Here is a 14,570-nt window from a genome sequence, read left to right as displayed (position 1 = left end):
TTAACCTTTCGGGTTTCTCGTGCGCGTTACGCGGTCCGGTCCAGGGCCCGGAGAGAACGGTCGGTGATGGAACGGGCACCGCGGCCGATGGCCACCATGCCCGACTGGACGAGCTCCTTGATGCCGAACGGCTCCAGCACCTTGATGAAGGCCTGCAGCTTGTCCGGAGTGCCGGTGACCTCGATGGTCACCGCGTCCGAGGAAACGTCGACACAGCGCGCCCGGAACAGGTTGACCAGCTCCAGCACGCTGGACCTGTTGTCGGCGTCGGCCCGCACCTTGATCAGCGTGAGCTCGCGCTGCACCGACTGCGCCGGGTCGAGCTCCACGATCTTCAGCACGTTGACGAGCTTGTTGAGCTGCTTGGTGACCTGTTCCAGCGGCAGGTCGGCGACGTTGACCACGATGGTCATCCTGGAGATGTCCGCGTGCTCGGTCGGACCGACCGCGAGCGAGTCGATGTTGAACCCCCTGCGGCTGAACAGCGCCGCGACGCGCGCGAGCACGCCGGGCTTGTTCTCCACCAGCACGGAGAGCGTGTGCCTGCTCATGCCTAGTCCTCGCTGTCCCAGACCGGCGCCATGTCGCGCGCGAACTTGATGTCATCGTTGCTGGTCCCTGCCGCGACCATCGGCCACACCATGGCGTCCTGGTGCACCACGAAGTCGACGACCACCGGCACGTCGTTGATCTCCATGGCCTTCTTGATCGTCGCGTCCACGTCCTCGGGGCGTTCGCAGCGCAGTCCCACGCAGCCGTAGGCCTCGGCGAGCTTGACGAAGTCGGGGATGCGGCGGACCGTCTGCAGGTCGGTGTTGGAGTAACGCTGGTTGTAGAACAGCGTCTGCCACTGCCTGACCATGCCAAGGTTACCGTTGTTGATGATCGCGACCTTGATCGGCACACCCTCGATCGTGCAGGTGGCGAGCTCCTGGTTGGTCATCTGGAAGCAGCCGTCGCCGTCGATCGCCCACACCGTGGTGTCGGGGCGGCCCATCTTGGCCCCCATCGCCGCCGGGACGGCGAAGCCCATCGTGCCCGCGCCGCCGGAGTTGATGAACGTTCCGGGGTTCTCGTAGCCGATGAACTGCGCGGCCCACATCTGGTGCTGTCCGACACCGGCGGTGTAGATCGCGTCCGGGCCGACGAGCGCGCCCAGCCGCTCCATGACGTACTGCGGCGCGAGGGAGCCGTCCTCGAACTCGGTGTAGCCCAGCGGATAGGTCGCCTTGTAGGCGTTGAGCGCCGTCCACCAGTCGGCGTAGTCGCCCTTGCGCCCCTCACCGCGCACCGCGGCGATCAGGTCGGAGATGACCTCCTTGCAGTCGCCCACGATCGGGACGTCCGCGTGCCGGTTCTTGGAGATCTCCGCCGGGTCGATGTCGGCGTGGACGACCTTCGCGTGCGGCGCGAAGCTGGACAGCTGGCCGGTGACCCGGTCGTCGAAGCGGACACCGAGCCCGATGATCAGGTCGGACCTCTGCAGCGCGCCGACCGCCGAGACCGAGCCGTGCATGCCGGGCATGCCCATGTGCTGCGGGTGGCTGTCGGGGAAGGTGCCCCGCGCCATCAGGGTGGTGACCACCGGGATGCCGGTCAGCTCGGCGAACTCCAGCAACTCCCCCGACGCCCCGGCCCGGTGCACGCCGCCGCCCACGTAGAGGACGGGCCGCCTCGCCTCGGCGATCAGCTTCGCCGCCTCGCGGATCTGCTTGGAGTGCGGCCGGGTCACCGGACGGTAACCGGGCAGCTGCATCGCGACCGGCCACTCGAAGGTCATCTTCGCCTGGAGCGTGTCCTTGGCGATGTCGACCAGCACCGGCCCGGGACGCCCCGTCGAGGCGATGTGGAAGGCCTCCACGATCGTCCTGGGGATCTCGTTCGGGTCGATGACCAGGAAGTTGTGCTTCGTGATCGGCATGGTGATGCCGGAGATGTCGGCTTCCTGGAAGGCGTCGGTGCCGATGGCGGCGCTGGCCACCTGACCGGTGATCGCGACCATCGGGACCGAGTCCATGTAGGCGTCGGCGATCGGGGTGACCAGGTTGGTGGCGCCGGGGCCGCTCGTGGCCATGCACACCCCGACCTTGCCGGTGGCCTGCGCGTAGCCCTGAGCCGCATGCCCCGCACCCTGCTCGTGCCGTACGAGCACGTGCCTGACCTTGGTCGAGTCGTAGAGAGGATCGTAGGCGGGGAGAATCGCGCCGCCCGGGATCCCGAACACGGTGTCGACCCCGACGAGCTCCAGCGCCCTCACGAGGGCCTGGGCTCCTGTCATCTGTTCGGTCATCGGCTCGTTCCTTGTGGCTGAACATGCTTAATGGCATAAAAAATGCCCCATCCCGCCTGGTCGGCGGAGCTGGGGCGGCGCGCAGGTCGTAGTGATTCGCTATCGGCCCGCGCGCCGGCGAAGTACTACGAGAATCCCACGGTGAAGCTGCATGGCTCCACCATGGCCGACGGAGTACCCCCGCGTCAAATTCATGGGACACATATCTCAGAGTCCGAGATGCGAGGTCACGCGGGAGACCCGAGCCTGGAGAGGCTGGTGCGGATCAGCGAGTCGACGCCGCGTGCGGCCATCGGGCGCGCCACCAGGAACCCCTGGCCGCGGGTGCAGCCCATCTCGCGCAGCAACTCCAGCTGCTCGGGCCGCTCGATGCCCTCGGCGACCACGATCAGCCCCAGGTCGTGCCCCAGCCGCACGATCGTGCGGGTGAGCAGGGTGAGCGTCTCGTCACGGCCGAGCCCGGACACGAAGGACGGGTCGATCTTGATCATGTCGACCGGGAGCTGCCGCAGGAACGCCAGCGAGGCGTATCCGGTGCCGAAGTCGTCGATGGCGAGCCGGACGCCGAGGGCACGCAGCTCGGAGAGCCGGGTGATGGTCTCCTCCGCGTCCTCGACCAGCATCTCCTCGATGACCTCCAGGGTGAGCGCGCTGGGCGGCAGCTCGCTCTCGGCCAGGACCGCCTCGACGGTCTCCACGAAGCGCGGCGCCATGATCTGCCGGGCCGAGAGGTTCAGCGAGAGCCCGATCTCCCAGGAGGAGGCACGCCAGGCGGCCACCTCCCTGCAGGACTCGCGCAGGATCCACTCGCTCAGCGGCACGATCAGGCCGGTGTCCTCCGCCGGGCCGAGGAACTGCTCGGGCGGGACGAACTCGCCGCCCCGGCACCAGCGCACCAGCGCCTCGACGGCGGTGACGCGCGAGGTGGCCAGATCGACCACCGGCTGGTACTCGATCGCGAACTGGTTCTCCAGCAGCGCCCGCTGCAGGTCGGCGGCGAGCTCCAGGCGTCGTACCACGTCGGCGTGCATGTGCGCGGCGAACACCTCGACCCTGCGCCCGCCCAGCTCCTTCGCCCTCGCCATCGCCACGTCGGCGTTGCGGATCAGGTCGGCGGAGGAGACGTCCGCGGTGGAGAAGGCCACCCCGACGCTCGCGGTGAGCGCGACGTCGCGGTCGGCGACCCGGAACGGCTCGGACGAGACCGTACGGACCAGCAACTCGGCCAGGTCGACCGCCGTCTGGGCGTCGACCGACGCCTCGAGCAGCACCGCGAACTCGTCGCCCCCCCAGCGCGCCAGGGTGTCGTCGGCCCGTACGGCGGCGCGGAGCCTGCGGGCCGCCTGGCCGAGCAGGTAGTCGCCGCTGGCGTGGCCGACCGAGTCGTTCACCGCGGTGAAGCCGTCCAGGTCCAGGAAGACCACGGCGACGTTGCTCGCGCCGGGACGGGCCAGCACCTCCCGGGTGCGCTCCTCGAAGTAGGCCCGGTTGGGCAGGCCGGTGATGCCGTCGTGGAAGGTGAGGTGGGCGACCTGGCTGCGCAGGGCCTCCTGGTCGCTGATGTCGCGGGTGGTGACGAGGAGCAGGTCGTCGCCGCGCACGTGCCGGGTCGCCACCGACTCGGCGGGCCGCCACGTCCCGTCGGAGGCCCGGACCCGGCAGGCGACCATGCAGGCGCCCGGCCCCTCCTCGGCCTCCTCCTCCAGGCTCATCGCGCTCAGCGCCGCCTGGATCCCCGGCACGTCCTCGGGGTGGATGTAGTCGAAGATCTTCCGGCCGACCAGGTCGTCGGGACGGTAGCCGTACGTGATCTCGACGCCCTCGCCGACCTCCTGCACCACGCCGTCGTAACCGCACAGCATGACCACGTCCCCCGCGCTCTCCGCGAGGTCCCGCAGCTGCCGCTCGCCGAGATGCAGCAGGCTCCGCATCCGCCCGGTCTCCATCAGCATCACGAACAGGCGCACCACCAGGACGGCGACGATCGACGCGCACACCGAGGCGAGGACCGCCGGGGGGCCCTGCACCCCGCCGCTGATCACGCGCAGGAGCACGACGACGGTGGCCGCCCCCACGAGGAACAGCGGCACCGCCGCGATCAGCGAGGACGTGCTCTCCCTGACGAACGGCTCGTCGTCCCTGGGCGCGACAGACCGCGTCGCGGGCCCGCTCCACGGGACCGCGGCGAGCACCAGGAACGCGGCGGGGGCGAGCCACACCCAGGTCAGGGACGGCGTGTCGCCGTTCACCCGGGCCACCGCGGTGACCGTCTCGGAGGTCGCGATCGCGGCGAGCACGGCGAGCGCGGCGAGCCCGACCGGCCAGGCCGAGCGCCGGATCGGCACCACGGCCGGGCCCACGACGCTGGCGAGGATCAGGCAGAACAGCGGCGAGGCGAAGGTGACCGCGGCGTCGCCAGCGTCACCGCCGGTGCCGTACAGCGGACCCACCAGCGACACCCAGACGATCACCATGATGGCCGCGGCGCACACGTAGGAGTCGGCGAGGTCACGCAGCAGGGCGTGTCCCCGCGCGGGTCTGGCCGCCGACAGCGCGGTGCCGACCGCGAGCATCGCCGTACCGGCCAGGAGCACCAGGTCGGCGAAGGTCACCACGAAGGGTGTGCCTTCCGCGATCGGCCGTACCCCCACCCCGGCCAGCCAGGTGAGCGATCCTCCGGCCAGCCAGCGCCAGGCCAGCGCCCTGCGCCGGTCGGTGATTTTGGAGGCGGCGGCGAACAGCGAGCCCGCGGCCGCCGCGGCGGTGACGACGCCCGCCACCGCCTCGACGACCACGGCCGGAGCGCCGCTGACGAGCGCGGCAACGAGCCCCACCACGCCCGCGGCGGCGGCGGTCAGCGGTACCCGGGGGTCACGCCAGCGGATCAATGTCGTCTGCCCATCAATGTCGTTTGGTGTTTTTCGCTTTCGCAGCTTCCCTTGCTCGCTGCGCCCGCGCTGCCGGTGCGAGCGCGTCGTCCTTCGTCCTCGGCGCTCGTACCGGCACAGGGCCAGTGTGTGCCGTCCGGCCCGCGCGGGTGGTGACAACGCCGTAGTCGTCACCGATCTGATAACCACGCGAGCAACGGTGATCGCTTTTACCGACGGTACGCACCGCAGGTCACGGGGCAGCCACGGCCCGGATTCCTTTGCCGGTCAGTACGAACCCGTGATCACATCTTTGAGCGGCTCCCTCGCGAGGCGACGGCGGAGGGGCTTCGGCGTGCGCCGCGGGCACACGGCCCGGATTCCCCCGCCCGTCAGTACGAACCCGTGATCACATTCTTCAGCGGCTCCCCCGCCAGATAACGCAGCAGCTGGGAGCGCAGAAGCTTCAGCGTGCGTCGTACGGACGCCGGGTTGCTGCCCGCGACGTGCGGGGTGATGAGAACCCCCGGCGCCGTCCACAGCGGGTGGCCCTCCGGCAGCGGCTCGGGGTCGGTGACGTCCAGCGCGGCGAGGATCCGGCCCGCCCGCAGCTCGGCGACGAGCGCGTCCGTGTCGACCACCGTGCCCCTGGCCGCGTTCACCAGGAGGGCGCCGTCCCTCATCGCGGCCAGGAACCCGGCGTCCACCATGCCGGTGGTCTCGGGCGTCGAGGGTACGAGCAGCACCACCACTTCCGCCTCCGGCAGCAGCCCCGGCAGCTCGTCCAGGCCGTGCACACCGGCCCTGGCGGTCCTGGCCACCCGGACGACGTCGACCTCGAAGCCGTCGAGCCGCCGCTCCAGCGCCTCACCGATCGAGCCGTAGCCGACGATCAGGACCGTGGAGTCGGCCAGCACCCCGGTGTGGTGGTAGGTCCACTCGCCCTCGCGCTGCGCGTGGACGAATCCGGGAAACTCCCGCAGCACGGAGATCATGGCTCCCACCGCCCACTCGGCGGTGCCCGCGTCGTGCACCCCCCTGGCGTTGCACAGCGTCACCCCCTCCCGCACGTGCGGCCGGTAGGCGTCGACACCCGCGGTGACGGTCTGCAGCAGCCGCAGGCCGGTCATGCGGGCGAGCAGACCGGGAAGATCCGCCAACGGCGTGAGCGGCGGGATCCAGACCTCGGCCTCCTCCACGCCCTCGGGCACCGGCTCCGTGCCGTCGTAGACGACGCACTCCACTTCCGGGAGATCACACAGGACATCGGCGATGGCTTTGGAAGGTACCCAGATCTTCATGTGCGCATTATCCAGCCGTACGGCCGGTGGCGCCGCCCCTCACGACCGCACCGTCCGGCCGTGCGGGACGCGCCGGCACCGTGATTATTCGGACACGCACTTCAGGTCGAGTTCGGGGCGGTAGACCGTGGTCTTCTTGACGCGCTTGATCTCCTTGCCGTCCTGCTTGAAGACGCGCCAGACATCGATCGTGAACCCGTTCTGGCCGACCATCGGGATGCAGGTGGGGCCGCTGTCGGTCTCGCTCTTGAACGGGGTGACGTTGTATCTCTCCGAGGAGATCGACTCGATCTCGTAACGCTTGGTGCTCCAGAAGGCGACGGTGACCCCGCTGTCGTTGTAGGAGGTCTTCACCAGCACCCCGTACGGCGAGTCGTTCTTCCAGCGGAAGTCGGGCTCGGGCCAGGAGACCGTGGACTCGCGTCCGGCCGGGTAGCGGGAGATGTAGAACTCGTGCGCCATGTGCTGGACGTCCTCGAGGCCGCCGAAGAACACCGCGTTGTACATGGTGGTGACGAACTGGGAGATGCCGCCGCCGACCGAGTCGACCAGCCTGCCGCCCTGGATCATGGGGGCGGGGACGAAGCCGCGTGCCGTGTCGCGCTGGCCGACGACGCCGTTGAGCGAGAAGGTCTCACCCGGCTTCACCAGGTGACCGTCCAGGAGCTTGGCGATCGTCCTGATGTTGGTGACCCGCGGCGGGCAGCAGGTGTAGGGGGTGGTGAACTGGCTGATCCGCTCCTTGATGCCGAGCTTGCGCGCGTCGGCGTCGGACATCCTCGGCTTGACGGTGGCGAGGAGGACCGGGATCGTCCGGTCGCCGTCACGGGCGACCATGTCCGCCACGTCGGTGGCGAGCCGCTCGTCGTCGATGCCCTTGCCCTTGCGTCCGGGCACCAGCTTCGGCTTTCCCCCGACGATCTGGAACGTGGGGTCGCGGGGGGCGAGGGCCGAGTCGATCAGGTCCCCCTCCACGGAGGCCACGGCGTTCTTGGCGTCGAACTTCGGGCTCATGCCGCCGGAGCTGTCCGGTTTGAAGGACAGGTGGGCGGCGAGGGTCTCCACCGGCAGCTGGGTCTGCTTGCCGGCGAAGGTCAGCGTGACCGGCCCCGACAGTGCCTTCCGCGCACTGGCCGCGGCCTGCTTGACCGTCTCCGCCCCGGCCATCGGCTTGATCACCGAGACCGGGAGGCGGATCTCCTTCTCCGGGCCGAGGAAGGCCTTCGTGATCGCGGCGACCGCGGCCTCCCGCTCCAGCTCCCGGCCGTCGCGGGGCGTGACGACGACGGGCTTGACGCCTTCGAACGTGACCGAGCCCTCACGGACCTTGAGGTCGACCTTCTTGGCCAGGCCGGCGACCGCGGCTCTCATCTTCTCAAGGTCGGAGGAGACCTTGGGCTCCAGGTCGGTGGTGCCGGTGAAGGCCCGCCATACCTCGGCGGGGCTGGGAAAGCCGCTGGGCGCCTGGGCGATGGTGGCGACCACGTCGAACTCCAGGCCCGACTTCGCGGGGTCGAAGTCGTAACGCTTGCCCGCCGCCAGCAGGGTCATCTTCTCGCCGGCCTTGCCCGACAGACGGTCCCTGAGCTTGTCGGCCGCCTCGGTCGCGGTCAGGCCGCCGATGTCGATGCCCCGCACGGTGGTGCCCGGCAGCATCTTTCCGGACATGATGAAGGCGGGCACCGCGTAGGCGAGCGCGACGACGAAGAGTACGGCGAAAACGATCAGGAAGAGTCTGCGGGCCCCGCGGCGACGCGGAGGCGGCTCCTCGTAGCGGAGCCCGTCCGGTTGCGGGAACCCGCCGTCGCCACCGGGGACGAGCGTCGGCTCGTCGCGCCGGAAGGGGCGTTCCGGCGTGGCCATCTGCCAGGGCTGCGGGGGCTGGGCCGCGGGGGGAAGCGTCGTCCCGCGGGACGGTGCGGACTGACCACCGGGGCCGGGCCTTCCGGCACCCGGGGATCCTCCGTGGCCGGTGGGGCCGAAGATGTCGGGCGAGACACCGGGGGGAAGGCGCGAACCCCCCTGGGGCTGGGCGGCCTGAGTGCCGGGAGCCCGTCGCGGGTCGCGGGCGCCCGGTGGCACGGGACGTGAAGGAAGGGGCATTGCCTCAAAGGGGTCCGTCGGTGGGTCCACAGACGCTCCGGCGTTCCGCACGGCCTCCGCATCCTCCTGCTTCGCAGCTTCCACCTCCGGCAACCTTAAACCACATTGGTCAGCCTCCGCCCGGAATGAAGTAACAATTGACCTCCTCACCCGTCCCCGACGGAGAGGGGATTTTCAGGGTCGCCCCGGGGGTTTCCTGTTTGATCGGGCCGTTCCTCCCCACCCGAGGGGCGGAGTCCGCGACCTTTGTGCACGAGATCATCCTGTCCATCGGTAGCGATGCTCGGGTCTTCCCGCCGTGCCGTACTTCGGGCGGAGCTCCGCCTGGCCCACCGCGCACAGGTGTTCCAGATACCGGCGGGCGCTCACCCTGGACAGGCCGGTCACCGTCGCCGTCTCGGTCGCCGACAGGTCGCCGCCGCTCTCCCTGAGCGCTTCGGCGACGAGGGAGCACGTGGTGCCCGACAGCCCTTTGGGCAGCGGCGGCGGAACCCCCCTGACCGCGCCGAAGAGCCTGTCGACCTCGTCCTGACGGGCCTCGTCCCCGAGGGTGGCGAGCCGTCTGCGGATCTCGGCGTACTGTTCGAGACGCTCGGTCAGGGCGCGGGCGGTGAAGGGCTTGATCAGGTAGTTGACCGCGCCGCCGCGCATCGCCGCCCGGACCGTGGTGACGTCGCGCGCGGCGGTGATCACCAGGATGTCCACCGGTTGCGCGGCCCCCCTGAGCTTCCTCAGGACGTCGAGTCCCGACATGTCCGGCAGGTAGATGTCGAGCAGCACCAGGTCGGGCCTGCGCGCCGCGGCCGAGGCGATCGCGGCGCCCCCGGTGTGGACGACACCGGCGACCGTGAAGCCCGGCGTCCTGGTGACGTAGCCGCCGTGGATCCTCGCCACCATGAAGTCGTCGTCCACGACCAGGACGCGGATGTCGCCCATGTGCGTGTCCCCGGTCAACTCGGCACCTTCCGTTCCGTGGAGGCGGATTCCCCCGCTCCTTCCGCGAGAGGCGGGGCGGGCGCCGGCCGCGCTCGATCGACCCACCCACCGAGGGCTCCTTCCGCGGCGGGCGGTGCGGGCTCCCCGGTGGGAAGGAGCGCGGTGAAGACGGCGCCGCCCGCGTTGTGCACCCGCACCCAGCCGCCCCGGCGTGCGCACGTCTGGCGGGTGAGGGCGAGGCCCAGGCCGCGCGGTCCCGCGTGGGCCGCCTTCGTGGTGAAGCCCTCCCTGAACACCTCGTGGACCAGGCCGGGGGTGATCCCGGGACCGGAGTCGCCGACCCGGACGCGCAGCCCGTCCGCCTCGGTGCGGACCGAGACCTCCACCGTTCCGCCGGTCTCCTGCAGCGCGTCGAGGGCGTTGGCGACCAGGTTGCCGACGACCAGGACCGCGTCGTGCGGGTCGCCGAGCATGCCCTCCTCCACCCGGGAGTCGTCGGACAGCACCAGGGTGGCGCCCCGCTCGGCCGCCTCGGCCGACTTGGCCAGCAGCAGGGCGGCCAGCGTCGGGTCGGCGACCTTCTCCCTGATGCCGGAGGCGTGCCTGCTGTAGGCCTCGGTGGTCTGGGTGATGTAGCTGACGGCCGTCTCGTACTCGCCGAGTTCCAGCAGGCCGACCACGGTGTGCATCCGGTTGGCGAACTCGTGGGCCTGCGCGCGCAGCGCGCCGGTCGTGGTGCTGGCCCGGTCGAGCTCGCGGGTCAGGCGCACCAGTTCGGTACGGTCCCGCAGGGTGACCACCCAGCCGCTCTGCAGTTCCCGTACCGCCACCGGGGTCCGGTTGAGCACCAGCACCCGGTCCCGGTGGAGCACCACCCTGTCGTCGCCGGGGTCCACCCCGTCGAGCACGTCCCGCATCCGGTCGGACAGGGGCATCTCCCGCAGGCTCCGGCCGACGTCGTGCCGGGAGAGTCCGAGCAGTTCGCGCGCCGCGTCGTTGACGAGCGTGACCCTTCCCTGGAGGTCGAGGGCGAGCACCCCCTCCTTGACGCCGTGCAACACGCCCTCGCGCTGTTCGAGCAGGGCCGCGATCTCTCCCGGTTCCAGGCCGAACGTCTGGCGGCGTACCCGCCGGACGATCAGCGCGGCGGCGGCCGACCCGGCGACGAGGACGGCGAGGACCGTCCACAGCAGCGGCGGGAGCGCCTCGCCGAGCTGGTCGGCGAGACGCTCCTCCAGGATCCCGACCGAGGCCAGGCCGATGACCCGCCCCGAGGAGTCGAAGATCGGGGCCTTGCCGCGTACCGAGCGGCCGAGGGTGCCCGTCTGGACGCCGGTCCAGCGCCGCCCGTTCGTGAGGATCTCCGAGCCGTCGGTGGACAGCCTCTTGCCGATCAGGCTCGGGTTGGGGTGGGCGTAGCGGATCTGGTCGCGGTTCGCGATCACCACGTAGTCGGCTCCGGTCGCCGCCTGCACCCCGAGCGCGATCGGCTGCAGGCTCAGCTCGGGCCTGGGCAGGGCGAACGCCTCGCGCACCTGGGGAAGCCCCGCCACCGACTCGGCGATCGCCAGGGCGCGCTGCCGGTACTGCCGGTCCAGCAGGGCGCGGGTGTGCTCCATCCAGACACCCGCCGTGCCGGCGACCGCGAGGAACACGATGACGGTCTGCAGCACGAAGAGCTGGGTGCCGAGCGAGGCGTCGAGTAAGCGTCGCACGAGTTGACTCCTGGTCGGAGACCTCGATGAAAGCAGTCCGAGATAACGGCGCGGTCGAGGACGTGTGACCAATACGACCGATACGACGGCAACCACGCAAAGCATCGACAGGCTGCTCTCCTGAGGTCAGCATCCTCACCACGCTTTATTGACGTTTGTTTGGAGCTGACCATGCGACTTCGGAGACTGGCCGCCCTCGCGGTGCTGTCCCTCGCCGCCCTCACCGCCTGCGGTTCCGATGGTGGCTCGGGAACGAGCGCGCTGAGAATCATGGCTCCGGCCTCACCCGGAGGCGGCTGGGACCAGACCTCCCGCGTCGCCGGCGAGGCGCTCAAGACCGCCGAGCCGTCGCGCAAGATCGAGGTCTACAACGTGCCCGGCGCGGGCGGCACCATCGGCCTGGCCCAGCTCGCGGGCGAGAAGGGCAACGGTGACCTGCTGATGACCATGGGCCTGGTCATGGTCGGCGCGATCGAGCAGAACAAGTCGAAGGTCACCCTCGCCGACACCACGCCGATCGCGAAGCTCACCGAGGAGTACGAGATCGTCGTGGTCCCCGCGGGGTCGCCGTACAAGACGCTCGGCGAGCTGGTGACGGCGTGGAAGGCGGACCCGACGAAGATCGCCGTCGCGGGCGGCTCCGCCGGGGGCACCGACCACATCGTGGCGGGCCTGATGGCCAAGGCCGCGGGCATCGACCCCAGGCAGGTCAACTACATCGCCCACTCCGGCGGCGGCGAGGCGCTCAACGCGCTGCTCGGCGAGAAGGTCGCGATGGGGATCTCCGGCATCGGCGAGTTCGCCGAGCACGTGAAGTCCGGCAGGCTGCGCGCTCTCGGCGTCAGCTCTCCGGCGCGGCTCGGCAACGTCGACGCGCCCACTCTCAAGGAGGGGGGGCTGGACGTGGAGCTGGCCAACTGGCGGGGCTTCGTCGCGCCCGGCGGGCTGGACGACGAGGCGAAGAAGAGCCTCACCGACCTGGTCACCAAGATGCACGAGTCCTCCGCGTGGAAGGAGGCGGTGCTCAAGAACGGGTGGGCCGACGTCTTCCAGACCGGTCAGCCGTTCGCCGACTTCCTCGCGGCCGAGCAGACCAAGGTCAAGGGCATCATCGCGGAGATGGGCCTCGTCTCCTGATGCCTCCCGTGGAAGACCCGTCCGACCGTACCGGCACCGGCGCGACCGGTGCCGGTACGGCCGGCACCGGACCCGAACCGGCCGCCGTCACCCGCGTGGGCGACGGCGGCGCCGATCCCGCCCTGGACTCCGGCTCGGGTTCCGGCCCCGATCCCGCCCTGGACTCCGGCTCGCCTTCGGGAGGCGGGGCGGCGACCGCGGCCGGGTGGTCGTGGCGGCGGCCCGAGCTGGGGCTGGCGGTGCTGGTCCTCGCGCTGGGGGCGTTCGTGATCGTCGGTACCGCCGACGTCACCGCCGCGGGCTCCGTCCTCGGTCTCGGCCCCCGGTTCTTCCCCGCCCTCGTCGGGGGGGCGATGCTGCTGATCGGGCTGTTCTACGTGATCGACGTGCTCAGGGGAGGTCACGGCGACCCCGAGGACGCCGAGGACGCAGACTCGGCCGCGCGGGCGGACTGGCGTACGGTCGCGCTGGTCAGCGTGATCTTCCTGGCCTTCACCGGGCTGCTCGACCTGCTCGGCTGGATCATCGCGGGGGCGCTGCTCTTCTTCGGCCTGTCCGTGACCCTCGGGGCGACCCGGCGGCTGCGCGCGGGGGTCGTCGCGATCCTGGTGTCCTTCCTCACCTACCTGCTGTTCGTCAAGGGCCTCAGCGTGACGCTGCCGGCCGGGCTGCTGTCCGGGGTGATCTGAGTGGACTCCCTGCGGCTGTTGCTGGACGGCTTCGTGACCGCGCTCACCCCGGTGAACCTGCTCTACGCGCTGGTGGGCGTCACGCTGGGCACGCTGGTGGGCGTGCTGCCCGGCATCGGCCCCGCCATGACCGTGGCACTGCTGCTGCCGATCACGTTCACCGTCCCTCCGGAGAGCGCGTTCATCATGTTCGCCGGGATCTACTACGGCGGCATGTACGGCGGGTCGACCACCTCGATCCTGCTCAACACGCCCGGCGAGAGCTCCTCGATGATCACCGCCCTTGAGGGCAACAAGATGGCCAAACGCGGCCGGGCGTCCCAGGCGCTGGCGACGGCCGCGATCGGGTCGTTCGTCGCGGGCACCATCGCCACCACGCTGCTGGTCGTCGCGGCGCCCCTGGTGGTGGACTTCGCGATCTCCTTCGGCCCCGAGGACTACTTCGCGCTCGCCGTCCTCGCCTTCACCGCGGTGTCGTCGGTGCTGTCCCGCTCCGTCGTACGGGGGCTCGCCTCGCTCGGCCTCGGCCTGGTCGTCGGGCTCATCGGCATCGACCAGCAGACCGGGCAGGCCAGGCTCACCCTGGGCGTCCCCCAGCTGCTCGACGGCATCGACGTGGTGATCGTCGCGGTCGGGCTCTTCGCCATGGGCGAGGTGCTCTACGTCGCCTCGCGGCTGCGGCACGACCGGCCGGAGGTGATCCCGGTCGGCCGGGCGTTCCTCGGCCGCTCAGACTGGTCGCGTTCCTGGCGGCCGTGGCTGCGCGGCACCGCGCTCGGCTTCCCGTTCGGCGCGCTGCCCGGCGGCGGCGCGGAGATCCCCACGTTCCTGTCGTACTCGGTGGAGAAGCGGCTGGCGCGCGGGGTCGCCCGCGAGGAGTACGGCAAGGGAGCGATCGAGGGGGTCGCCGGTCCCGAGGCCGCGAACAACGCCTCGGCGGCGGGCACGCTCGTCCCGCTGCTCACGCTGGGCCTGCCCACCTCGGCGACGGCCGCGATCCTGCTCGCGGCCTTCCAGCAGTACGGGCTGCAGCCGGGCCCGCAGCTGTTCGACCACAACCCTGCGCTGGTCTGGGGCATGATCGCCTCACTGTTCGTGGGCAACACCATGCTGCTGGTGCTCAATCTGCCGCTCGCCCCGATCTGGGCACGGGTGCTGCAGATCCCCCGGCCCTACCTCTACTCGGGGATCGTGCTGTTCGCGGCGCTCGGCGTCTACGCGCTGAACTCCTCCTGGGTGGAGCTGGTCATCCTCTACGTCCTGGGCATGCTCGGTTTCGCGATGCGCCGCTTCGGCCTGCCGGTGGCCCCGGCGGTGATCGGCCTGATCCTGGGCCCGATGGCCGAGATCCAGCTCCGCCGGGCCCTCGCGATCGGCGCGGGTGATGTGACGGTCCTGGTCAGGAGCCCGATCGCGGCGACGCTGCTGGTCATCTCGCTTCTGGCGTTGTTCACGCCTCTCATCAGGAAGGTGGCCGCCCGCCGCGGCGCCTGACCGGGCCTGCGCCGGGGAAGGCGACGGGTCCGCGACGG

9 protein-coding genes and 1 pseudogene are annotated in these 14,570 nt (G+C 70.7%); 3 read left to right on the top strand and 7 right to left on the bottom strand.

Annotated features, from left to right (window positions below; translation table 11 throughout):
* Window positions 1-26: 26 nt before the first annotated feature.
* From ilvN to AB0B90_RS05910, 7 genes and pseudogenes are all read right to left on the bottom strand, one after another.
* On the bottom strand, window positions 27-551 hold the full coding sequence (ilvN, locus tag AB0B90_RS05940; RefSeq protein WP_350947623.1) for an acetolactate synthase small subunit: 525 nt from the start codon (window positions 549-551) through the stop codon (window positions 27-29).
* 2 nt (window positions 552-553) lie between these two features.
* Window positions 554-2,293: pseudogene (locus tag AB0B90_RS05935) on the bottom strand (acetolactate synthase large subunit); the annotation flags it as partial.
* A gap of 224 nt (window positions 2,294-2,517) precedes the next feature.
* Window positions 2,518-5,178, bottom strand: a complete 2,661-nt coding sequence (locus tag AB0B90_RS05930) for a bifunctional diguanylate cyclase/phosphodiesterase (RefSeq protein WP_350947622.1) — start codon at window positions 5,176-5,178, stop codon at window positions 2,518-2,520.
* 371 nt (window positions 5,179-5,549) lie between these two features.
* Complete coding sequence (locus AB0B90_RS05925; protein WP_362921045.1) at window positions 5,550-6,458, bottom strand: 2-hydroxyacid dehydrogenase; 909 nt, start codon at window positions 6,456-6,458, stop codon at window positions 5,550-5,552.
* Between the two features lie 84 nt (window positions 6,459-6,542).
* Window positions 6,543-8,321: a VanW family protein gene (locus AB0B90_RS05920; RefSeq protein WP_362921043.1), complete on the bottom strand. Its 1,779-nt coding sequence runs from the start codon at window positions 8,319-8,321 to the stop codon at window positions 6,543-6,545.
* A gap of 498 nt (window positions 8,322-8,819) precedes the next feature.
* The gene (locus AB0B90_RS05915) at window positions 8,820-9,497 is read right to left on the bottom strand and encodes a response regulator (protein ID WP_350947648.1); all 678 of its coding nucleotides are present in this window, start codon (window positions 9,495-9,497) and stop codon (window positions 8,820-8,822) included.
* 14 nt (window positions 9,498-9,511) lie between these two features.
* On the bottom strand, window positions 9,512-11,212 hold the full coding sequence (locus AB0B90_RS05910; RefSeq protein ID WP_362921041.1) for a sensor histidine kinase: 1,701 nt from the start codon (window positions 11,210-11,212) through the stop codon (window positions 9,512-9,514).
* A 171-nt stretch (window positions 11,213-11,383) separates the two neighbouring features.
* Here AB0B90_RS05910 and AB0B90_RS05905 point away from each other — a divergent pair, with 171 nt between their 5' ends.
* Genes AB0B90_RS05905 through AB0B90_RS05895 form a run of 3 tightly spaced genes read left to right on the top strand, consistent with a single transcriptional unit; the run spans window position 11,384 to window position 14,532 of the window.
* Window positions 11,384-12,349 (top strand): tripartite tricarboxylate transporter substrate binding protein, encoded by a 966-nt coding sequence (locus tag AB0B90_RS05905; protein ID WP_350947618.1) that lies wholly within the window; start codon window positions 11,384-11,386, stop codon window positions 12,347-12,349.
* Entirely contained in the window at window positions 12,349-13,038 is a 690-nt protein-coding gene (locus tag AB0B90_RS05900) for a tripartite tricarboxylate transporter TctB family protein (RefSeq protein ID WP_362921038.1), read from the top strand. Before AB0B90_RS05905 ends, AB0B90_RS05900 begins: the two co-directional genes overlap by 1 nt.
* Complete coding sequence (locus AB0B90_RS05895) at window positions 13,039-14,532, top strand: tripartite tricarboxylate transporter permease (protein WP_362921036.1); 1,494 nt, start codon at window positions 13,039-13,041, stop codon at window positions 14,530-14,532.
* Window positions 14,533-14,570: the final 38 nt, after the last annotated feature.

The sequence above is a fragment of the Streptosporangium sp. NPDC049078 genome (assembly GCF_040648855.1).
GTDB lineage: Bacteria > Actinomycetota > Actinomycetes > Streptosporangiales > Streptosporangiaceae > Streptosporangium.
Note: the sequence above shows the minus strand (reverse complement) of the source record. Positions and strands in the feature narration are given on the sequence as shown.